Below are 21284 nucleotides of genomic sequence, written 5' to 3' on the forward strand. Positions count from 1 at the left end.
GGCCACGCTGGCGCTGGTCCGGTTGCGGACGCGGCCGCGGTCAGGCGCGGCTCGGCGTTTCAGCCGGCGGCGTGCCATCGTGGAACAAGGACTTCAGCTGCGTGCGTAGCTCGGGGGTATCGGTGTGCTTGTGAACCGTGGTCGCATGCTGCACCGCGGCTTCCAGCAATTCGCTTTCGGAATCCGCCGCCAAGGCCACCGAGCAATTCATTTCGCTGGGGTATTCGCGGCAATCGATGTATTTGCGTGTCATGAACGTCTCCCTGCGCGCAGGCTGCCTGGGCCTGCGCAAGAGCATCCGGCGCGCGGCGCGGGACGTCCGGGCCGCTGGCGCGTCGCAGCGGCGGGGGCGGTTTGAAAAGTATAGATCTGGCGGCGCGGGTGCGGCGCAATTCGCAAACACGCGACGCGCACGGCAGCGCCGCGTTAGTGCGCAGGCACTGGTGCGGCCGCGGCTCAGAAGGTGACGCGCTGCTTCAGGCCCTTGGCGATCATCGCGATGTCGATGTCCTTGCCCGGATTCTTCAGGCAGAAGTCGTACAGCACGGCCACGTAGGCGTTGCCCAGCAGCTTGGTGATGGCGCCGGCGGTGGTGGCGGCGATGGTGCCGCCTATCGCGCTGCCCGCGCCGGGGATGAACTTCAGCAGGCCTGATACGACCGAGCGTCCGATGAGCGTGGCGGCGGAAGCGCCCAGCGTGGAGGTGACCAAGGTGGTGATGGCGGCGGTGTCCAGTTCCATGCCGAAGGTGATGCCGATCTTGGCGATCATGCCGACCTGGATGGGCACCAGCGCGAAGGCGTCCGAGAACGGAATGGGGGCGGCGGCGGCCGACGCCGCCAGGCCGGCGGCCACGTTGACCTCTATCTCAGCCCGCTTTTTTTTTACTTCCAGGGCCTTCTTGTTGCGGGTGGAGAGGGCGTTGGCATAGGCCCGCTGCTGCGCCTCGGGGATATGCAGGGCCGTGGCCTCGATCAGGTTGTCCAGGCCCATGGGCGGCAGTTCCGCGTCCAGCTCCTCGATCCATTCCGGCAGCGCGCGCACCGCCACCACCTGCTTGGCGCGCGGTAGCAGCTTGCGCGCCTCGTCGACGAACGGGCTGTTCTTGCGCGCCTTGGTCAGTACCGCCACGACGGGGATGCCGGCGTTGGACAGCATGTCGCACAGCTCGATCTCCGCGTCTTCGACGCGATGGCTGCTGTCCTGGATGCAGAGCCAGGCCACGTGCAGGTGCCTGTCCTGGTCGTCGGAGGCGGAGCGTTCGCGGATCAGGTCCGCCAGCTGCTGGCGCGAGCGCTCGTAGTCGCCGACTTCCAGGCCGCGCGTGTCGATGATGGTGAGCGGATGGCCGGCCCGGGTGAATTCCTGGGTGGACTGGGTAACGGGCTTGCCCGCGCCCGTCTTGGCCAGGTCGCCCCGGAACACGGCGTTGATCAGCGTGCTCTTGCCCACGCCGGTCTTGCCCGCGACCAGGATGTTCACGCGTCCGGCGCCGCGCGTGGCGGTGCTGATGGCGTCCGCGATGGCGTCCTGCAACTGGGGCGTGTCCATACGGGGCGTGCTCATGAGGTGTGCGGGTAGGAAAGCATGGGGATGATTCTATCGAGAAACGCGCGCCGCCATCAGGCGCCGCCGGGCACGCCGTAAAGATGCGCCGATTCGGGGAACGTCCGTGCGCGCACTTCGCCCGCATAGGTTTGCGCCGCCTGCTGGATACGGCCGGCCAGGTCGTCGTAGCGTTTCACGAAGCGCGCGGTGCGGTCGAACATGCCCAGCATGTCGTCCACCACCAGCACCTGGCCGTCGCAGCGGCCGGACGCGCCTATGCCTATGGTCGGGCAGGCGACGGCTTCGGTGATCGACGCCGCCAGCGGCTCGACCACGCCTTCGATCACCAGCGAGAACGCGCCTGCGTCCGCTACCGCGGCGGCATCGGCGCCGATGCGAGCGTATTCGGCTTCGCCGCGGCCGCGCGCGCCGTAACCGCCCAGGATGTTCACGGCCTGCGGCGTCAGGCCCACATGGCCCATGACCGGGATGCCGCGCGCGGACAGGTAGGCGACGGTGGATGCCATGCTCTGGCCGCCTTCCAGCTTGACCGCGCCCGCGCCGGTTTCCTTCAAGATCCGCGCCGCCGAGCGGAAGGCCTGTTCAGGGCTTTCCTCATAACTGCCGAAGGGCATGTCGATGACGATCAGCGCGCGCCGCGAGCCGCGCACTACGGCAGCGCCGTGCGCAATCATCATGTCCAGCGTGACGGGCACGGTGGATGGCAGCCCGTAGATCGTCTGCGCCAGGCTGTCGCCCACCAGCAGGGCGTCGCAATGCGGGTCCAGCAGCTCGGCCATGCGCGCGGTGTAGGCCGTCAGCATCACCAGCGGCTCCTGGCGCTTGCGCGCGCGGAATGCGGGCGCGCTCAGGCGGGGCGCGCTAGCCGCAGCCGCGGCGGCGTTCAGGGTGGCGGTCGTAGACATCGAAATCCTTCCTATCCAGGGTTGAGTGCTTGACTCGGGCCATTGCGATACCCGCATCGTAGCGGAAGGGCGCGAGGGCTCGCGTAACGCATGGCGCGATCCCGCAGGCTAATCTTTGCGGCAAAACGTAATCGAAGTTTTTGGGGTGCCTGACGCCGTGCCCTGTAGAAACGGCTCGCCCGTAATTTGGGGACGTTTGAAAGTTTCCTCAAAAGCGTTACATCTTCAAGGGTTCACTCGCTTTTTCGACAGGTCCGCCTGCGTAGAATTTGCCGCTTACAAGCTTATTTCGCGGCTTCCGCGCAACATCGCTCATGCCTAGTCCCGGGCTTATCCCACGCTTGCTGCGTTCGCGTCCGCTGACCAAGAGCCTGCGTTACTTCTATCGCCACACCCGGCCCGCCGCGTACCGGCACAACGAATCCCTTTGGCCCTTCGTGGCCGTGCGGCGCGATGCACAGGAGCGGCTGACCGGCTGCGAACTGCGCGGCGTGCAGGGTCCCGCCACGACGCCGCTGGGAAAACTGCCGCGAGGCATTGGCGCGGATGCCCATCTGATACTCAGCGGTCCGTCCGTGGCCCAGATCGACTATGAGCGCTGCCAACTGGACGTGGCGATGGGCGTCAACGGCTCGATCGCACTGCGGCGCCAGCATCCGTCCCTGCGTTTCGATTACTACGCGATGCTGGATGCGGGTTTCGTCAATCGCAGGCGCGAATTGGTGGCGGAAGTGCTGGCGCAGGACCTGACGCTGTTCGTCACGCCCGAGGTCTACCGCTGGATCGGCTTCCTGTTCGACCGCCGTTCCGTGCGCTGCCGCATCGCGCTGTTCGAAGAGGTGCACCAGCGCGCGCTGCAGCCGCGCGCCCGACCCGAGGAGCTGGAAGCGCGGTTGGCCGACGATCCCGGGCTGGTGCTGTTCGACGCCCGCAATCCGGTGCATGCGCATGGCTTCAGCCTGGACCCGACGCGCGGCCTGTTCGGCGGCGGCACGGTGGCCTACACGGGCTTGCAGCTGCTGGCATGGCTGGGCGCGAAAACCATCTACCTGCACGGCCTGGACCTGACGGCCGCGGCGGGACCCCGATTCTATGAAAGCGCGGCAACGCAGCTGTCCACCGCGCTGGACAGGCAATTCTCAGGACACATCGAACCCGCGTTCCGGCAAGCCAGCCGGCTGCTTGGCGAACGCGGGGTCAAGGTCTACAACCTGTCTCCCGCCAGCCGGTTGGGGGACGACGTGTTCGAGAAGCGCGACTGGAGCTCCCTGCTGCCGGCGCAGCCGATTTCGAGTGTGACCCCATGAAAATTCTCTACACCAATTTCCACCAAGGCGATGGCGGCGGCCACACCACATATGTCATGTCGCTGGCGCGCATCCTGTGCGAGAAGTCGCGGGTGACCGTGGCGGCGCCTGCCAGCAGTCGCCTGCTGGCCGAGGCTGCCGCCCTGCCCGGCGTGCGCGCGCTGGCCCTGGAGTTCAAGGGCCGTCCGCTGCAGCAGCTGCGCGCGCTGCGCCGGTTGCGGGCCCTGCTGCGCGACGAGCAATTCGACGTGATCCACGCCAATGGCTCCGCCGATCATCGCCTGTGCATGCTCGCGACCGTGGGCATGGGCGCAAAGCGCCCTTTCATGGTGTACACCCAGCACACCGACCGCAGCGCCAACAGCCTGGGCGCGCGGGTGCGCGCCAAATGGGGTACCAACCGTGTCATCTGCGTGTGCACGCACACATTCCGCCGCATGAAGCAGTCGGTCTTCCGCAACGAAGACCTGCGGGTGGTACACAACGGCGTGGATACGGAAAAATGCAGTCCGGCCTCACGGCGCGAGACGGCGCAGGCGCGTGACAGCCTGCTTCCCGACGGCATGCAGGGCCGGCTGGTCATCGGCAGCAATGCCGGCACCGCGGTCTACAAGAATTGGCTGGACATGGTGACCGCCGTGTCCATGCTGCCCGAGAATCAGCGGCGGCAAGTGGTGGTGCTGATCGCCGGAAAGCTGCCGGAAACGGAGCAGATGCAGCGCGTCATCGAGCTTGGCATGTCGGATCAGGTGGTGTTCACCGGCCTGCTGGACGACGTCGGCCCATTCCTGTCGGCGTTGGACGTGGGCTTCGTGCTGTCGTCCAAGCTGGAGACGATTTCATTCGCCTGCCGCGAGATGATGGCGGCGGGCAAGCCTGTGATCGTGAGCGCAGTGGGCGGGCTCCCCGAAAACGTTACCGACGGCCGCGACGGCTGGGTGGTGCCGCCGGCCTCGGTGGACAGCATCGTGCAGGCGCTGTCGCAGATACTGGATAACCGCGATGCCTTGCGCGTGATGGGCGCCGAGGCGCGCAGCACGGCGTTGCGCGAGTTTTCTCTGACCACGTTCGTCGGCAAGACCGAGCGCGTCTACCGCGAAAGCCGGGCGCAGCCGGCCTGACGGCCGCGCCCGGCGTTTACCGCTACTCGCTGTAGGTCTTGGTGCTGTACAGGCTGATGGGCAGCAGGTTCAACACGGGCAGCCCGCTGACCGGATCCCTGGCCTGCTTGTCGATGTAGGCCTGGAGCACGTCGGCGTCCAGCACGCCAATGTCCTGCCGGCGCGAGGCAGGCACGTTGGCCAGGGTCTTGTAGCCGTCGCCGCCCGTGGCGTTGAAACTCAGCACGAACAGCTTGTAGCTGCGGCTCGCGTCCAGCGGCAGCCAGGTGCCGCTGGCATGGTCCCGCACTTCGATGTTGGACACGCGGTTGCCCTGGGCCTGGGCCGCATTCACGTCCCAGCGCAGGCCGCCGGCATACGGATAGGGACCGGTGGAGCCGCCGGGGCCATACACGGCCTGCATGCCGTCTTCCAGCATGCTCTTGACCTCGGCGCCAGTCACGTCCAGGCGCCAGAGCATATTGCCGAAGGGCACGACTTCGATCACGTTGGCTGCCGTCACGTTGCCCAGCAGCGGCACGCGCACGCCGCCGCCGCTTTGCAGCGAGATGTCGGCGCCGCCATAGCTGGCGTTGGCCACATCCAGATAAGCCTGTGCCACCAGCTGCTGGATATCGCCGCCGTGCAGGCTGACGTTGCCCAGGGTGTTGCAGGCGACGCTGGAGCGGCCGTAGTCGCGCGAGCCTAGACCGCCTGGCACGCGGCGGGAGCACAGCTCTTGCGGCACCGACGCGACCAGGCTGCGGCTGAACACGTCGACCTTTGCCTTGAACGGCTGCAGCACGGCCGTGGCCTGCGCGTCCGGCGCCTGCATGCGCAGGAAGCCGCTGGCCTGTACGTCTGCCTGGATCGCGGCTTCGTCCGCGGCCGAGGGGGCGGCGCCAGCGACCTTCAGCGGGCCGTCCATCAGCACGTGCGGCGTGCCGGCGCAGGCGGTGACGTCGCCGTTGGCGTCGAAGCTCACCTTCAATTCGCCCACCACCTGCGAATACTCCCAGGCCTGCACCAGGCAGACGCGCTTGCCGTCCTTGTCCTGCAGCACGGTGGGATAGGCGCCTGCGGGCGAGCCCACGCCGTAGTCCGCCATGGAGGCGGGACCCAGCAGCGTGTGCGAGTCGCCGCCCACCACCACGTCCACGCCGCTCAGCTGCGCGATCACCTGCTTGTCATAGTCGTAGCCGATGTGGCTCATCACCACGATCTTGTTCACGCCCTGCGCGCGCAGCGCGTCGATCTGTTGCTGCGCCGCCGCGGTCTCATCCGAGAACACGGTGCCGGCGTCCGGGCTGGAGGATTGCTGGGTCTTTGCGGCGATGGTCAGGCCCACCAGGCCGATGTCCTGGCCGTCGCGCTTGAGCACCACGGCAGGCTTGACCATGCCGGGGGCACGCGACGGATTCAATGCCGAGTCCGCGGCGAACGTGACGTTGGCGCTCAGCACCGGCGTCTGGCAGGCGCCTGCGTGCAGCAGTTCGATGAAACGCTTCAAGCCGCTGTCGCCCTTGTCGAACTCGTGGTTGCCCAGGGTCATGGCGTCGAAGCAGACGGTGTTCATCATCGCCGAGTCGGCCTCGCCAGGCTCGCCGGCGCGGTTGAAGTACAGCGTGCCGGTGGTGGCGTCACCCGCATGCAGTTTGAGCACGTTGGCGGACTGCGACGCCAGCGCGTTGATCGCGCCGGTCACTCGCGGAAAGCCGCCAGTGTCGGCGTTCACCGCCACGCGCGAGCCGGAAGCGTTCTTGAGCTTCAGGTCTTTTTTCTTGCTGTCCAGGTTGGAATGATGATCGTTGATGTGCAGGATCGTCAGTTCCATCGGCCGGCCAGGGGCCGGCTGTTCGGGTTGTTCGACGGGCTTTTCGTCATCGTCGTCGCCGCCGCCGCAGCCGGATAAAAGCGCCAGCGCGCTCAGCATGGCGGCGCCCGCGTTCCTCTTCCACGTGTTCATTCGCGTGTACCCCTCTGTCATCGGAGGGCGAATGGTCGCGGGTCAAGATGACGCTGAAATGAATGACAGTGTTGTCATATGGCGTGCGACGTGTCGCATGCCTGTCATGCAAGCGCAACGGGCCCGGCGCATGTCGCGCCGGGCCCGTCGTTGCCGTTGAGTTCGGGCTTAGTAGTGGATGACCGTGCGGATCGACTTGCCGTCGTGCATCAGGTCGAAGGCTTCGTTGATGCGCTCCAGCGGCAGCGTGTGCGTCACGAACGGGTCGAGGTCGATCTTGCCGCTCATGGCGTCTTCGACCATGCCCGGCAGCTGGGTGCGGCCCTTGACGCCGCCGAAGGCCGAACCGCGCCAGACGCGGCCGGTGACCAGCTGGAACGGACGGGTGCTGATTTCCTGTCCGGCGCCGGCCACGCCGATGATGATGCTCTCGCCCCAGCCCTTGTGGCAGCATTCCAGCGCGGCGCGCATCACGTGCACGTTGCCGATGCACTCGAACGAGAAGTCCACCCCGCCGTCGGTCATCTCGACGATGACGTCCTGGATCGGCTTGTCGTGGTCCTTGGGGTTGACGCAGTCGGTGGCGCCCATGGCGCTGGCCAGCACGAACTTGTTGGGGTTGGTGTCCACGGCGATGATGCGGCCGGCCTTGGCCTGCACCGCGCCCTGGATCACGGCCAGGCCGATGCCGCCCAGGCCGAACACGGCGACGGTGTCGCCTTCCTTGACCTTGGCGGTGTTGTGCACGGCGCCCAGGCCGGTGGTGACGCCGCAGCCCAGCAGGCAGACCTTTTCATGCGGGGCGGCGGGGTTGATCTTGGCCAGCGAGATCTCGTTGACCACCGTGTACTCGCTGAAGGTTGAGCAGCCCATGTAGTGGTAGAGCGGCTTGCCTTCGTAGCTGAAGCGCGAGGTGCCGTCGGGCATGACGCCCTTGCCCTGGGTGGCGCGCACCTTCTGGCACAGGTTGGTCTTGCCGGACAGGCAGAACTTGCATTCGCGGCATTCGGCCGTGTAGAGCGGAATGACGTGGTCGCCCGGCTTGAGCGAGGTCACGCCTTCGCCGACTTCGACCACGACGCCGGCGCCTTCATGGCCCAGCACCGCGGGGAACAGGCCTTCAGGGTCGTCGCCGCTGAGGGTGAAGGCGTCGGTGTGGCAGACGCCGGTGTGGGTGATCTTCACCAGCACCTCGCCGCGCTGCGGCGGCGCGACGTCGATTTCAACGATTTCCAGCGGCTTGCCGGGTCCGAATGCGACTGCTGCGCGTGATTTCATAACTAAGGCTCCACGAATGTCAGATGGCGTTATTTCAAGTAGGAACGGACCAGGCGCATCAAGAGGTCGATCTCCGCTTCGGGTTCGATCGTGGCGTCCTGGCGGCCGCCCTGGGCGGATTGGAGGAAGGTTTCACGCAGATGGCTTTCCAGCACCTCGGCCATCAGGCCGGTGGCGGCGCCGCGCAAGGCGGCCAACTGCTGCAGCAGCGCGCCGCATTCCGTGCCTTCATTCACGGCCCGCTCCAGCGCCAGCGCCTGGCCCTGGATGCGGCGCAAGCGGGTGACGACGCGCTTTTTTTCTTCCGGGGAGTGCGGCACGGCAGGCTCCGATAAATACAGGGGGGGAGTATAGGGAATCTGGCGGCCCCCGTCCACCAAGATACTCCGGCGCGGCGATCCATGCCTAGGGCCGCAAGCGGTTGCCGCTTGCGCGGCGCCGCGGCGCAAGCCATCTTTACCTGTCTATACTAGGCGCTGTCCGCTACCGGCCGCCCCGCGCCGCACTACAGGATTTTCCGTGGCCTCGAACCCTCCCAAATTGCCCATGCAAGCCAATGCTCCTCCTGCTCCGCTCTATGCGCAGGTCAAGCAGATGATCGCGCAGCAGATCCGTAGCGGCGCATGGCCGGAACACTACCGGGTGCCCTCGGAAAGCGAACTGGTCGATGAACTGGGGTTCAGCCGCATGACCATCAACCGCGCCCTGCGCGAGCTGACGGCCGAGGGACTGCTGGTCCGCATGCAAGGCGTGGGTACCTTCGTGGCTCAGCCCAAGGCGCGTTCGGCGCTGTTTGCCGTCAACAACATCGCCGACGAGATCGCGGCGCGCAACCATCGCCATCACAGCCGCGTGGTCCGGCTGGCAGAGGAGCCCGCGGGCGCCGAGCAGGCGCTGGCGCTGGACATCCGCGCCGGGCAGCCGGTCTATCACTCGATCATCGTCCACTACGAAGACGACCTGCCGATCCAGCTGGAGGACCGTTATGTGAACGTGCGCCTGGCGCCTGACTATCTCAAGCAGGACTTCACGCAAAGCACGCCGTACGAGTACCTGACGCGCGTGGCGCCGCTGAGCGAAGGCGAGCACGTGGTCGAAGCCATCCTGGCCAAGCCGCGCGAATGCCAGCTGCTGCAGATCGAGCGCGATGAGCCCTGTCTGCTGATCAGCCGCCGCACCTGGTCTGGCGACCACGCCGTCACCCTGGCCCGTTTGATTCACCCTGGTTCCCGGCATCGCCTGGAAGGCAAGTTCACCTCATGACGCAAGCCGAAGTTCATCTTTACCGCGCCGCCGACTATCCGCGCATGCCATGGCGCAACGGCGGCGGCACCACGCAGGAAGTCGCCTGCAATCCGGGCGGCAGCGCTGCCGAGTTCGACTGGCGACTGTCCATTGCCGACGTGTCCCGGGATGGCGGTTTTTCGGCGTTTACCGGCTATCAGCGCATCATCACCGTGCTGGAGGGCCGGGGCATACAGCTGACCGTGGACGGCAGCGAGCAAGCGCCGCTCGGGCCGCGCCAGGCTTATGCCTTCGCGGGCGATGCGCAGGTGCAGTGCCGCCTGTTGGGCGGACCGATACGCGACTTCAACCTGATCTATGCGCCCGCGCGCTGGCATGCCCGGCTGCAATGGGTGGCCGGCGCCGGACCGTGGACCTTCCACAGCGCCGCGCGCAATGTGCTGGTGCTGACGGCGGGCGGCGCGCTCACGATGCGTATCAACGGCGCGCCGCATGCGCTGCCGTCGCGCTACGACTGCCTGCATGCCGAGTCTGCGGACGGCCTGGCCGAGTACCAGCTGCAAGCCGAAGGACCGATGGACGCCTGCGTGATCGAACTGTTGCCGCGCAACGCCTGATCCTGCCGCCGCCATGGGGCGGCCGCACTCCGCTATTTCCAGCAAAGCCGGGACTGAGAGCCCGGCTTTTTATTGCGGGTAATCCCTGATAAAAATTCGACTCTTGCTAGCTTGTATATACAAGCATAGGCATCCTATGATGAGGGCATGCGCAGCGCCCGTATCGGGCGCGCAGCCGAACCGATCAAGGAGAGCCTCTTGGACAATTCGAACCGATACCGCGATGTCGTCATCCGCGCGCCCCGCGGCAAGCAACTGAACGCCAAGAGCTGGCTGACCGAAGCCCCCTTGCGCATGCTGATGAACAACCTGGACCCCGACGTAGCCGAGAACCCCAAGGAACTGGTGGTCTACGGCGGCATCGGCCGCGCCGCCCGCGACTGGGACTGCTACGACAGGATCGTCGAGTCCCTCAAGAACCTGAACGAGGACGAAACCCTGCTGGTGCAATCAGGCAAGCCCGTGGGCGTCTTCAAGACCCACGCCAATGCGCCGCGCGTGCTGATCGCCAATTCCAACCTGGTGCCTCATTGGGCCACCTGGGAACATTTCAACGAGCTGGACGCCAAGGGCCTGGCCATGTACGGCCAGATGACCGCGGGTAGCTGGATCTACATCGGCAGCCAGGGCATCGTGCAAGGCACCTACGAGACCTTTGTCGAAGCGGGCCGCCAGCACTACGACGGCAACCTCAAGGGCCGCTGGGTGTTGACCGCGGGCCTGGGTGGCATGGGCGGCGCGCAACCGCTGGCGGCCACGCTGGCCGGCGCCTGCTCGCTGAACATCGAATGCCAGCAGACCAGCATTGATTTCCGCCTGCGCACGCGCTACGTGGACGAGCAGGCCCGCGACCTGGACGACGCGCTGGCGCGCATCGCCAAATACACGGAGGAAGGCCGCGCCGTCTCCATCGCCCTGTGCGGCAACGCCGCCGAAGTGCTCCCCGAGCTGGTGCGCCGCGGCGTGCGTCCCGACATGGTCACGGACCAGACCAGCGCGCACGATCCGCTGAACGGCTATCTGCCGGCGGGCTGGACCTGGCAGGACTACCGCGCGCGCGCCAAGCGCGAACCCGCCGCCGTCATCAAGGCCGCCAAGCAATCAATGGCCGTGCACGTGCAGGCCATGTTGGCGTTCCAGCGCCAGGGTATCCCCACCTTCGACTACGGCAACAACATCCGCCAGATGGCCAAGGAAGAAGGCGTGGCGGACGCGTTCGATTTTCCGGGTTTCGTGCCGGCCTACATTCGGCCGCTGTTCTGCCGCGGCGTGGGCCCGTTCCGCTGGGCCGCGCTGTCGGGCGATCCGCAAGACATCTACAAGACCGACGCCAAGGTCAAGGAGCTGATCCCCGACGATGCGCATCTGCATCGCTGGCTGGACATGGCGCGCGAGCGCATCAGCTTCCAGGGCCTGCCGGCGCGCATCTGCTGGGTGGGCCTGGGCCAGCGCGCCAAGCTGGGCCTGGCGTTCAATGAAATGGTCCGCACGGGCGAGCTCTCGGCGCCCATTGTCATTGGCCGCGATCACCTGGATTCCGGCTCCGTCGCCAGTCCCAACCGCGAAACCGAATCCATGCGCGACGGTTCGGACGCCGTGTCCGATTGGCCACTGCTGAACGCTCTGCTGAACACCGCCAGCGGCGCCACCTGGGTGTCGCTGCATCATGGCGGCGGCGTGGGCATGGGCTTCTCGCAGCATGCCGGCATGGTGATCGTATGTGACGGCACGGACGAGGCCGCCGAGCGGATCGCCCGCGTCCTGACCAATGATCCGGGCACGGGTGTCATGCGGCACGCCGACGCAGGTTACGAGACGGCCATCGAATGCGCCAAGGAGCAGGGCTTGAACCTGCCCATGCTTGCCGGCAAGCGCTGATACGAAGCTGCCGATCCCAGCGGACTGCTGCGGCGTCCGCTACCGTCCACCCGCCATGACCGAGACAACACGATGACTCAGGACAGCCAGGCAGCAAGAGGGCCGCTCATGGAGCGGCGCTCGATCGATTTCATTCCCGAAGAGGAACGCCACGGCAAACTCTACAGCCAGTTCACGCTGTGGATGGGCGCCAATCTGCAGATCACCGCCATCATCACCGGGGCGCTGGCCGTGGTGCTGGGCGGAGACGTGTTCTGGTCGCTGATCGGGCTGTTCGTCGGACAGCTGTTCGGCGGCGCGGTCATGGCGCTGCATGCGGCCCAGGGCCCCAAGCTGGGGCTGCCGCAGATGATCTCCAGCCGGGTGCAGTTCGGCGTCTATGGCGCGGCGATCCCCATCGTGCTGGTGTGCCTGATGTACCTGGGATTCACGGCCACGGGCACGGTGCTGTCGGGACAGGCCCTGGGCCAGTTGTTCGGCGTGAGCGATACCGCCGGCATCCTGATCTTCGCGGCGGTGATCGTGGCCGCGACGCTGTTCGGCTACCGCATGATTCACATCATCGGGCGCATCGCGACCGTGCTGGGCATCATCGCCTTCGTTTACCTGTTCAGCCGGGTGATCGCACTGGGCGACGTGGGCCAGCTGCTGCAGATCCGCCATTTCACATGGAGCTCCTTCCTGCTGGCGGTGTCGCTGGCGGCATCGTGGCAGATCGCCTACGGTCCCTATGTGGCGGATTACTCGCGCTACCTGCCGAGCCGGACCTCGTCCTTCAAGACCTTCCTGGCGGTGGGCCTGGGGTCCGTGCTGGGAGCGCAGATCGCCATGGTGCTGGGCGTGCTGGCCGCGGCCATGGCGGCTGGCCAGTTCGCCGGGCGCGAGGTTGCCTACATCGTGGGACTGGGCGGCACGGGAACCATGGCGGCGCTGCTGTACTTCACCATCGCTTTCGGCAAGGTCACGATCTCGACGCTGAATTCCTACGGCAGCTTCATGTGCATCGCGACCATCGCCAGCGGCTTTCGCGGGCATGTTGAGATTTCCCGCCGGCAGCGCGCGCTGCTGGTGCTGGTCATCGTTGCCGCGGCCACCGCCGTGGCGTTGATCGGACAGCATTCCTTCCTGAACGCCTTCAAGTCCTTCATCCTGTTCCTGCTGGCGTTTTTCGTGCCATGGAGCGCGGTCAACCTGGTGGACTACTACTTCGTGAGCCGCGGGAAATACCACGTCGAGGCGCTGTCGGATCCTGACGGCCGCTACGGCCGCTGGAACTGGCCGGGCATCCTGGTCTACCTGTTCGGGGTACTGGTACAGATGCCCTTCATTTCCACCAAGCTCTACACTGGCCCGATGGTCGAGCGCCTGGGCGGGGTGGATATCTCGTGGATCATCGGACTGGTCGTGCCCAGCATCCTGTATTACCTGTTCGCGCGCCGGGAAGCCCCGCCGCAACATCGCGGCGCCGCCCGCGCGCCGATATCGACCCCCACGCCATGACGCCGGAACGTGCCTAGGAGACCCACAATGGAATTGCATCTGAAACCTGGCCGCATGACGCTGGCCGACCTGCGGCGCGTCTATCAGCAGCCGGCGCGCGTGACGCTGGACCCGGCAGCGGCCGGATCCATCGAGGCCAGCGTGGCCTGCGTCGAGCGCATCATCGCCGAAGGGCGCACGGCCTATGGCATCAACACCGGCTTCGGCCTGCTGGCCACCACCCGGATCGCCCGCGAGGACCTGGAGTCCCTGCAGAGTTCGCTGGTGCTGTCGCACGCGGCCGGGGTGGGCGAGGCGCTGGACGACGCGATGGTGCGGCTGATCATGGTGCTGAAGATCAACAGTCTGGCGCGGGGCTATTCGGGCATCCGCCGCAAGGTCATCGACGCGCTGATCGCCCTGGTCAATGCCGAGGTCTATCCGCATATTCCGTTGAAGGGATCGGTGGGCGCGTCGGGCGACCTCGCGCCGCTGGCGCACATGTCCCTGCTGTTGCTGGGCGAGAGCAAGGCGCGCTACCGCGGCGCCTGGCTGCCCGCGCGCGAGGCGCTGGCCCAGGCGGGGCTGGAACCCTTGACGCTGGCGGCCAAGGAAGGCCTGGCGCTGCTCAACGGCACCCAGGTTTCGACCGCCTATGCGCTGCGCGGCCTGTTCGAGGCCGAGGACCTGTTGGCGGCTGCGCTGGTCTGCGGCAGCCTCAGCGTGGAAGCCATGCTGGCCTCGCGCGCGCCGTTCGATGCCCGCATCCACGCCGCGCGCGGCCAGCCGGGCCAGATCGACGTGGCTGCCGTGTACCGCGACCTGCTGACCGAGGACAGCGAGGTCGGTCATTCGCATGCCAACTGCGACAAGGTGCAGGATCCCTATTCGCTGCGTTGCCAGCCGCAGGTGATGGGCGCCTGCCTGACGCAGATACGCCATGTGGCGCAGGTGCTGGAGATCGAGTCCAACGCGGTCTCCGACAATCCGCTGGTGTTCGCGGAGCAGGGAGACGTGGTTTCGGGCGGCAACTTCCATGCCGAACCGGTGGCGTTGGTGGCCGACAACCTGGCGTTGGCGCTGGCCGAGATCGGCGCGCTGTCGGAACGCCGCATCTCGCTGATGATGGACAAGCACATGTCGCAACTGCCGCCGTTCCTGGTGAGCAACGGCGGCGTGAACTCGGGCTTCATGATCGCCCAGGTGACCGCGGCGGCGCTGGCCAGCGACAACAAGGCGCTGGCGCACCCGGCCAGCGTGGACAGCCTGCCGACCTCGGCCAACCAGGAAGACCATGTGTCCATGGCGCCCAATGCCGGCAAGCGGCTCTGGCCCATGGCCGAGAATGTGCGCGACATCCTGGCGATCGAGTGGCTCGGTGCCTGCCAGGGCCTGGATTTCCGGCAGGGCCTGAAGACCGCGCCCAAGCTCGAGCGCGCCCGCGCCTTGTTGCGCGAGAAAGTGGCGCACTACGAGCGGGACCGGTTTTTTGCGCCCGATATCGAGGCAGCCAGCCAGCTCATCGCGGCGCGGGGACTGACGGCGCTGGTGCCGGCAGGCCTGCTGCCCAGTCTTTGAAGCCGGCGCGCAACGGGAGCAAACCCATGAGACAGGTCTGGCGCAATTGCCACGCGGCCACCATGGCCCAAGGGCAGTATTCCGTGATTGAACGGGCCGCCGTCGTGACGCGGGAAGATCGTATCGGGTGGATCGGTCCCGAAGCGCAATTGCCGCAGGCCGAGGCCGCGCGCGAGCACGACCTGGGCGGCGCCTGGCTTACGCCCGGTCTGATCGATTGCCACACCCATCTGGTGTTCGGCGCCAACCGCAGCCAGGAGTTCGAGCAGCGCCTGCAAGGCGTGGACTACGCCACCATCGCCGCGCAAGGCGGCGGCATCGCCAGCACCGTGCGCGCCACCCGTGCCGCCAGCGAGGACGAGCTCTACGCCAGCGCGCGCCAGCGGGCCCTGCACCTGATGCGCGACGGCGTGACCACGCTGGAGGTGAAGTCCGGCTACGGACTGGACCTGCCCAACGAGCGCAAGATGCTCAGGGTGGCGCGGCGCCTGGGCCAGATGCTGCCGCTGACCATCAGCGCGACCTGTCTGGCCGCGCATGCGCTGCCGCCGGAATACGCCGGGCGACCAGACGACTACATCGACGAAGTCGCGCGCCGCATGCTGCCAGTGCTGGCGGCCGAGGGCCTGATCGATGCGGTAGATGCGTTCTGCGAGCATCTGGCATTCACGCCGGACCAGGTCGAACGGGTGTTCCAGGCCGCGCAGGAGCTGGGCTTGCCCGTGAAGCTGCATGCTGAACAGTTGTCGCCGCTGCACGGCGCGACCCTGGCCGCGCGCTATGGCGCCTGGTCGGCGGACCACCTGGAACACCTGACCGAAAGCGATGTGCTGGCGATGGCGCGGGCCGGCACGGTGGCGGTGCTGCTGCCCGGGGCGTTCTACGCCCTGCGCGAGACCAAGCTTCCCCCTGTCGACCTGTTGCGCCGCCATGGCGTGCCCATCGCTATTTCCAGCGACCTGAACCCGGGCACTTCGCCGGTGCTGTCGCTGCGCCTCATGCTGAGCATGGCCTGCACGCTGTTCCGCCTGACGCCGGAAGAAGCGCTGGCCGGCGCCACCGCGCACGCGGCGAGAGCGTTGGGCCTGCAGGCCACGCATGGCACGCTGGAAGCGGGCAAGTACGCGGACTTCGTGGCCTGGGAGGTACAGCATCCTTCCGAGCTGGCCTACTGGATAGGCGGCGATCTGCCCAAGCGGGTTTTCCGCCACGCAGAGGAGATCCGCCTTTAGAATTGCGGTCTGCCGACACCCCGCCGGGGCTGCGTCGGCGGACCACAGTCAATTTCCGGATCCATGGGCTCGATTTCATCACCGCAGGCATTGCAGCGGCTCGCGTTGACCGCTTTTCGCGAGAACCGCCTGGAAGAGGCGCGCGCGCTTTTTGAACAATTGCTTGCCGAGGGTTCCCAGCGTGCCGGCGCGCTGGAAGGGTTGGCATATGTCGCGGCCAGGCAGGCGGATCATGCTCGGGCGGCGGATTGCTTCGACCAGGCGGTCGCGGCGGGTTCAGCTTCCGTCGAGTTGCTGCGCGACGCCGCCGTCGCCAACAAGAACGCGGACCGCCCGGCCGTCTCGCTGGCGCACTTTCAGGCCGCGTTGCGCCTGGCGCCCCAGCAGCTGGGCTACTACGGCGAAATCGTGGCGTTGCATGCGCGCCTGGGGCAGATGGATCAGGCTCAGACATTGATGCAGCATGCCTTGAAGCTGGCGCCCGCATCGCCCGCTTTGCATTACACGCACGGAAAACTGTTGGGGCAGATGGGTAAGCTGGACGAAGAGTTGCGGGCGTACCAACGCGCCATCGCGCTAAAGCCGGATTTCGTGGACGCCTACGTCAATGCCGGCGTGGCCTTGCGCGACATGCGCCGTTTCGACGAGGCGCTGCGCAGCTTCAAGAAAGCGATCTCGTTGGACCCGGAGCACGCTGGCGCGCGCAACAATCGTGCCCAAACCAATCTGATGCTGGGCGATTTCGAGCATGGCTGGCGTGACTACGAATGGCGCTGGCGTGACGGCGCGCAGCGGCACGCCTTCTCCGGCAAACCCTGGCTGGGCGAAGCCGGTATTGCCGGCAAGACCCTGCTTGTCCATAGCGAGCAGGGCCTGGGCGACACGCTGCAATTCGTCCGCTACCTTGAACCGCTGTCGCGGACCGGAGCGCGTGTCGTCCTGCGCGTCCAGCCGCCGCTGCTGCCCTTGTTGCAAGGCCTGCCTGGCGCGGCAGCCGTGATCGACAGCGCCGCTCCGGTGCCGCAGTACGATCGCCATGTGCCCTTGCTGAGCCTGCCCCTGGCTTTGCGCCAGACCGGCGTGGAGTCTGTTGCGCCTTATCTCCACGCCGATCCGGACAGGGCGGCGCGCTGGGATGGCGTGCTGGCCGGTCTTGCGGGCGGCGGTAAACGGATAGGCCTCGCGTGGTCGGGCAATCCGCAACACCCCGACGACGAGAACCGCTCCACGGCGTTTGCGTCCTGGGCAGGCGTACTGGCTACGCCGCACACCTTCGTATCGCTGCAGCGCGATGTCAGGGAGTCGGACCGCGAGCACTTGCGCGCGGCGGCCCAGGTATACGACGCGGGTCCGCAGTTTACGGATTTCGCCGAGACTGCGGCCTTGGTCAGCAAGCTGGATCTGGTGATTACGGTGGACTCGGCGGTCGCCCATCTGGCGGGAGCGTTGGGCGTGCCGGTCTGGGTATTGTTGCCGCGCACGCCAGACTGGCGTTGGGGGCTCGATCGTGCCGATAGCGCCTGGTATCCGTCGGCGACCTTGTTCCGGCAAGCCACGCGCGGCGATTGGGCGCCTGTGTTTGGCGAACTGGTCAGGCGCCTGTTGTCCGCTTGATACGGCCTGGCGGGTTAGCGCGTCGCCGTTGACTGGCCCGGTTCGGTCGCGTCAAAGCGCAGCCGCGAAAAGCTGGCGACGCACGCCAGCGCGGCGCACACGCAGCCCAGCCACAGCGCGGCGATGGCGCCGTGCGTGCTGGACACGTTGAAACAGGCGGCCACCAGGGCCGCGCCCGAGGCCTGGCCCAGGAGCCGCACCGTTCCTATCATGCCGCTGGCGCCGCCGGCCCGCGAGGCGGGCGCCGACATCATGATGGCGCGCAGATTGGGCGACTGGAAGAAACCGAATCCGGCGCCGCAGAGGGCCATGCGCCAGCAGATGTCCCATACCGAGGGCGAGGCCGGCATCAACGCCAGCGCCGCCATGCCCAGCGCCAGCAGCGCCAGGCCCACGCCGCCCAGGGCGCCGGCGGCATAGTGGTCCGACAGCCGCCCCGCTATCGGCGCCATGATCGCCACCACCACCGGCCAGGGCGTGATGAGGAACCCCGTCTGCACCTGGCTGTAGCCCAGCATGGTCTGCAGCAGGAACGGCAGTGACACGAAGGCCAGGGCCTGGGCCGCGAACGCGCATACGGCGGTGGCGGCGGACAGGGCGAACAAGGGCCGGCGCAGCAGGTCCACCGCCAGGATGGGGGCGGGGTGGCCGGCCTGCCGGCGCATCAGCAGCCACAGGCTGGCCGCGGCCACTCCCCATTCCAGCGCCACGCGCGGCAGGGGCGCGCCATGCGCCAGTTCGTTCGAGCCCAGCACGAACAGGCCCAGCGTCAGGGCGCACAGCGCCGCGGCCAGACCGTCGAAGCGATGCGGCGCACGCACGGTCTGGGGCAGCTTCTGCAGGCCCAGCGCGAACGCCAGCAGGCCGAGCGGCACGTTGATCAGGAACAGCCAGTGCCAGGATCCCAGCAGCAGGATGGCCGAAGCCACAGTCGGCCCCGCCGCGAAGGAAATGCCCACCACCATGGCATTCAGCCCCAGGCCGCGACCCAACAGGCGCGAAGGGTAGATGAAGCGCAGCAGCGCGCCGTTGACGCTCATGACGCCGGCGGCGCCCAGGCCCTGCAGCACGCGCGCCGTCACCAGCGTCGGCAGCGACGGCGCCAGGCCGCTGGCCAGCGAGGACAGGATGAAGATGGCCAGCCCCACGATGTAGACGCGCCGGTGGCCCAGGATTTCGCCCAGCGCGGCGGCCGGCAGCAGACCCGCCACCATGGCCAGCTGATAGCCGCTGACGATCCAGATGGACCCCGCGTCGCTGGCCTGCAGATCGCGTGCAATAGTGGGCAGCGCCGTGTTGGCGATGGCGGTGTCGAGGCTGGCCATGCATAGCGCCAGCATGACGGCGAGGAGTGCGCCCGGGCGTTCGGAAGCCGGCAGGCCGACGCCGGCCGGGTAGACGGTATGACGGGAAAACGAGAGCATGTGCAGGACCACTGGGCTAGGCGTCCGGGCAGAGGGCCGGGGGAGCCGCGATCACTGATTCTAGAACGTGTTAAGAAACACGGCCGGCAAGCCGCCGGAACGGACCGCTTTTCTTGCAGGGCATTTCTCCTTATCCTGCCGCCTTGCGCGGAGCCGGTCTGCGTCTGCGAGGAGTCATCGAACATGCAATTTGCCGTATCCAGGCGTCGCCGCAGGCTTTTGCCGGCGTTCGCCCTGGGGGCCCTGGGCGCCGCCATGGCAGGGTGTTTGCGTGCCGCGCCCTTGACGCGCATCCTGGTCGGCTTCCCGCCAGGCGGCGGGGTGGATGTGATCGCTCGTCTGCTGGCGCGGCAGCTGGAGGCTGGCCTGGGCGAAGTGGTGCTGGTCGAGAACCGGCCCGGCGCGGGCGGCATGCTGGCGGCGCAGGAGCTGCTGGCCGCACGGCCGGATGGGCACACCCTGCTGTTCACCAATGACCATGCGTTGGCCATCGTGCCGCATATTGCGAAGCAGGCCGGCTATGCCTCGCCGGGCGACTTCGCCGCCGTGGCGCAGATGACGGACCAGGTGGCCATCGCGTTGGCGGTCAGGGCGGATTCGCCCTTGCGCAGCCTGGACGACCTGCGCGCGCACCAGGAGGCGTTGTTCGTGGGGGTCCCGGCGCCCGGCAGCGTGCCGGAGCTTGCCCTTGAACTGCTGGACGCGCATCTGGGCGTGGTGGCAACCGCGATCCCATACCGGGGCGGCGCCCCGTTGGCGACCGACCTGCAGGGCGGCTATCTGGCGTTGGGCCTGACCTCACTGGCGGAACTGCTGGATCCCGTGCGCGCTGGGCGGCTGCGTCTCCTGGCGATTTCGGGTTCCGCCCGGCATCCGGACGTGGCTGATGTCCCCACCTTTGCCGAACAAGGTGTCGCGGGACTGGAGCGGGGCGGCGTGGCAGGCCTGTTCGCGCCCCGCGGTGTGGCGCCGGCCCGCGTCGAGCAATTGCAGCGGCAGGTGGCGCAGGCGCTCGAATCCGAGGAGGTTGGCGCCCGACTGCACTTGCAGGGCTCGCGGGTGAACTTTGGCGATGCCGCCACGCTGGCGCGCAACATGGACGCCATCCATCAGGCTTGGGCAAAACGTGCCGAGGCCTGGCGGGCGCGGTCGCACGGCTGAGCGCAAGACGCTGTTTGCGCCCAGTCCGCTAGGACCTCTGGACGGCGGCGCGCTCGCGCAACAGTTGGGCCAGCTCGGCGTGGCAGAGTCGGACCGCGGCGCGGGCCTGTTGTTCGGGAGCGCGCGTCATCAGGCAGATGCGCCGCGTCAGCTGCGGACGTTGCAGCGGCACGATGGCCAGTCCGTCCTGGCGCTGTCCCTGCGTGTACAGACGCGAGATCAAGCCCACGCGCAGGCCGGCGCGAACCAGGCTGTACAGGGTATCGGTGTAGTTCAGGGTATCGGTCGCAGCCAGATCCGAGCCTTGCTGGCGTAGCGTGGCCATGATCATTTCGTAGGTGCTGCCGCGCGACAGCACGGCCAGCGGCTCGGCCTTCAGGTCCTGCCAGGTCACCGCCTGGCGGCGCGCCAGCCGGTGCGTGTCGGCCAGCACCGCCACCAGGTCGTCCTCGGCCACGAAGGCTGCGGCCAGGCCCGGCGTGAGGCCGAAGTCCAGGCCCAGGCCGATGTCCAGTTCGCCGTTGCCCAGCGCGGCCATCAGCTCGTCGTTGAGGTGGTCGCTGAGGATCAGCACGATTTCGGGATGGCGCAGGCGCCATTGCGCCACCACCGGCGCCAGCAGGTGCATGGTGGACGGAATGCAGCCGATGCGCACCGTGGCGGCTTGCGTGTCCAGCAGGCGTTGCAAGTCCTCGGCGCCCTGCGTGTAGCTGTTGAGCAGCCACTCGATCTGGGCCCGCGCGGCCTGTCCCGCGGGGGTCAGGCGCACGTGGTGGGTGCTGCGTTCGAACAGGGCCACGCCCATCAGCGTTTCCAGTTCGCGGATGGCGGCGGACAGTGCCGGCTGGCTGAGCGCCAGGGCCTCGGCGGCGCGGCTGAAGCTGGCGTGGCGGGCGACCTCCTTGAAGCCGCGCAGCTGGCGCAGCGTGGG

18 protein-coding genes are annotated in these 21284 nt (G+C 67.4%); 10 read left to right on the forward strand and 8 right to left on the reverse strand.

Annotation, left to right across the window (positions count from 1 at the left end):
• Positions 1-40: 40 nt before the first annotated feature.
• The 3 genes from VIR09_RS04125 to panB all read right to left on the reverse strand — a co-directional run bounded on the left by VIR09_RS04125 (position 41) and on the right by panB (position 2474).
• Entirely contained in the window at positions 41-253 is a 213-nt protein-coding gene (locus VIR09_RS04125; RefSeq protein ID WP_332011720.1) for a DUF1059 domain-containing protein, read from the reverse strand.
• Between the two features lie 203 nt (positions 254-456).
• Entirely contained in the window at positions 457-1566 is a 1110-nt protein-coding gene (locus VIR09_RS04130; protein WP_332011721.1) for a YcjF family protein, read from the reverse strand.
• A 56-nt stretch (positions 1567-1622) separates the two neighbouring features.
• On the reverse strand, positions 1623-2474 hold the full coding sequence (gene panB / locus VIR09_RS04135; RefSeq protein WP_332011722.1) for a 3-methyl-2-oxobutanoate hydroxymethyltransferase: 852 nt from the start codon (positions 2472-2474) through the stop codon (positions 1623-1625).
• A gap of 314 nt (positions 2475-2788) precedes the next feature.
• Here panB and VIR09_RS04140 point away from each other — a divergent pair, with 314 nt between their 5' ends.
• Positions 2789-3781 (forward strand): hypothetical protein, encoded by a 993-nt coding sequence (locus VIR09_RS04140; protein ID WP_332011723.1) that lies wholly within the window; start codon positions 2789-2791, stop codon positions 3779-3781.
• Positions 3778-4902: a glycosyltransferase gene (locus VIR09_RS04145; RefSeq protein WP_332011724.1), complete on the forward strand. Its 1125-nt coding sequence runs from the start codon at positions 3778-3780 to the stop codon at positions 4900-4902. The genes VIR09_RS04140 and VIR09_RS04145 overlap by 4 nt, the downstream gene beginning before the upstream one ends.
• A gap of 22 nt (positions 4903-4924) precedes the next feature.
• On the opposite strand, the gene VIR09_RS04150 is transcribed toward VIR09_RS04145, so the two are convergent.
• From VIR09_RS04150 to VIR09_RS04160, 3 genes are all read right to left on the reverse strand, one after another.
• The gene (locus VIR09_RS04150) at positions 4925-6847 is read right to left on the reverse strand and encodes a bifunctional metallophosphatase/5'-nucleotidase (RefSeq protein WP_332011725.1); all 1923 of its coding nucleotides are present in this window, start codon (positions 6845-6847) and stop codon (positions 4925-4927) included.
• A 168-nt stretch (positions 6848-7015) separates the two neighbouring features.
• The gene (locus tag VIR09_RS04155) at positions 7016-8125 is read right to left on the reverse strand and encodes an S-(hydroxymethyl)glutathione dehydrogenase/class III alcohol dehydrogenase (RefSeq protein ID WP_332011726.1); all 1110 of its coding nucleotides are present in this window, start codon (positions 8123-8125) and stop codon (positions 7016-7018) included.
• Positions 8126-8154: 29 nt separating this feature from the next.
• The gene (locus VIR09_RS04160; RefSeq protein ID WP_041652083.1) at positions 8155-8445 is read right to left on the reverse strand and encodes a metal-sensing transcriptional repressor; all 291 of its coding nucleotides are present in this window, start codon (positions 8443-8445) and stop codon (positions 8155-8157) included.
• A gap of 199 nt (positions 8446-8644) precedes the next feature.
• Between VIR09_RS04160 and hutC the strand changes: the two genes are divergently transcribed.
• The 7 genes from hutC to VIR09_RS04195 all read left to right on the forward strand — a co-directional run bounded on the left by hutC (position 8645) and on the right by VIR09_RS04195 (position 17768).
• On the forward strand, positions 8645-9388 hold the full coding sequence (gene hutC, locus VIR09_RS04165; RefSeq protein WP_414639385.1) for a histidine utilization repressor: 744 nt from the start codon (positions 8645-8647) through the stop codon (positions 9386-9388).
• Positions 9385-9987, forward strand: a complete 603-nt coding sequence (locus VIR09_RS04170) for a HutD family protein (RefSeq protein WP_332011727.1) — start codon at positions 9385-9387, stop codon at positions 9985-9987. The genes hutC and VIR09_RS04170 overlap by 4 nt, the downstream gene beginning before the upstream one ends.
• A 198-nt stretch (positions 9988-10185) precedes the next feature.
• Positions 10186-11865 carry a urocanate hydratase gene (gene hutU, locus VIR09_RS04175; protein ID WP_332011728.1) on the forward strand — a complete coding sequence of 560 codons (1680 nt, stop codon included), beginning with the start codon at positions 10186-10188 and terminating at the stop codon, positions 11863-11865.
• Positions 11866-11937: 72 nt separating this feature from the next.
• On the forward strand, positions 11938-13365 hold the full coding sequence (locus VIR09_RS04180; protein WP_332011729.1) for a cytosine permease: 1428 nt from the start codon (positions 11938-11940) through the stop codon (positions 13363-13365).
• 27 nt (positions 13366-13392) lie between these two features.
• Positions 13393-14922 (forward strand): histidine ammonia-lyase, encoded by a 1530-nt coding sequence (hutH, locus tag VIR09_RS04185; protein WP_332011730.1) that lies wholly within the window; start codon positions 13393-13395, stop codon positions 14920-14922.
• Between the two features lie 26 nt (positions 14923-14948).
• Complete coding sequence (hutI, locus tag VIR09_RS04190) at positions 14949-16154, forward strand: imidazolonepropionase (RefSeq protein ID WP_332011731.1); 1206 nt, start codon at positions 14949-14951, stop codon at positions 16152-16154.
• Positions 16155-16259: 105 nt separating this feature from the next.
• Positions 16260-17768, forward strand: coding sequence for a tetratricopeptide repeat-containing glycosyltransferase family protein (locus tag VIR09_RS04195; RefSeq protein WP_332011732.1), 1509 nt, complete (start codon positions 16260-16262; stop codon positions 17766-17768).
• 14 nt (positions 17769-17782) lie between these two features.
• Here the strand turns inward: VIR09_RS04195 and VIR09_RS04200 are convergent, their stop codons facing one another.
• Complete coding sequence (locus VIR09_RS04200; protein ID WP_332011733.1) at positions 17783-19192, reverse strand: MFS transporter; 1410 nt, start codon at positions 19190-19192, stop codon at positions 17783-17785.
• A gap of 183 nt (positions 19193-19375) precedes the next feature.
• Between VIR09_RS04200 and VIR09_RS04205 the strand changes: the two genes are divergently transcribed.
• A complete protein-coding gene (locus tag VIR09_RS04205) occupies positions 19376-20353 on the forward strand; it encodes a tripartite tricarboxylate transporter substrate-binding protein (protein WP_332011734.1) in 978 nt (325 codons plus the stop codon).
• 28 nt (positions 20354-20381) lie between these two features.
• On the opposite strand, the gene VIR09_RS04210 is transcribed toward VIR09_RS04205, so the two are convergent.
• Positions 20382-21284: LysR family transcriptional regulator (locus VIR09_RS04210; protein WP_332011735.1), on the reverse strand; the 903-nt coding region annotated here is incomplete at its 5' end.

It is taken from the genome of Achromobacter sp. (genome assembly GCF_036567245.1).
GTDB lineage: Bacteria > Pseudomonadota > Gammaproteobacteria > Burkholderiales > Burkholderiaceae_B > Achromobacter.

Bases quoted from the DNA above. Each gene is read 5' to 3' on its own strand.
- VIR09_RS04125 (WP_332011720.1), bottom strand. From the start codon at position 253: ATGACACGCAAATACATCGATTGCCGCGAATACCCCAGCGAAATGAAT.
- VIR09_RS04130 (WP_332011721.1), bottom strand. From the start codon at position 1,566: ATGAGCACGCCCCGTATGGACACGCCCCAGTTGCAGGACGCCATCGCG.
- panB (WP_332011722.1), bottom strand. From the start codon at position 2,474: ATGTCTACGACCGCCACCCTGAACGCCGCCGCGGCTGCGGCTAGCGCG.
- VIR09_RS04140 (WP_332011723.1), top strand. From the start codon at position 2,789: ATGCCTAGTCCCGGGCTTATCCCACGCTTGCTGCGTTCGCGTCCGCTG.
- VIR09_RS04145 (WP_332011724.1), top strand. From the start codon at position 3,778: ATGAAAATTCTCTACACCAATTTCCACCAAGGCGATGGCGGCGGCCAC.
- VIR09_RS04150 (WP_332011725.1), bottom strand. From the start codon at position 6,847: ATGAACACGTGGAAGAGGAACGCGGGCGCCGCCATGCTGAGCGCGCTG.
- VIR09_RS04155 (WP_332011726.1), bottom strand. From the start codon at position 8,125: ATGAAATCACGCGCAGCAGTCGCATTCGGACCCGGCAAGCCGCTGGAA.
- VIR09_RS04170 (WP_332011727.1), top strand. From the start codon at position 9,385: ATGACGCAAGCCGAAGTTCATCTTTACCGCGCCGCCGACTATCCGCGC.
- VIR09_RS04180 (WP_332011729.1), top strand. From the start codon at position 11,938: ATGACTCAGGACAGCCAGGCAGCAAGAGGGCCGCTCATGGAGCGGCGC.
- hutH (WP_332011730.1), top strand. From the start codon at position 13,393: ATGGAATTGCATCTGAAACCTGGCCGCATGACGCTGGCCGACCTGCGG.
- hutI (WP_332011731.1), top strand. From the start codon at position 14,949: ATGAGACAGGTCTGGCGCAATTGCCACGCGGCCACCATGGCCCAAGGG.
- VIR09_RS04200 (WP_332011733.1), bottom strand. From the start codon at position 19,192: ATGCTCTCGTTTTCCCGTCATACCGTCTACCCGGCCGGCGTCGGCCTG.
- VIR09_RS04205 (WP_332011734.1), top strand. From the start codon at position 19,376: ATGCAATTTGCCGTATCCAGGCGTCGCCGCAGGCTTTTGCCGGCGTTC.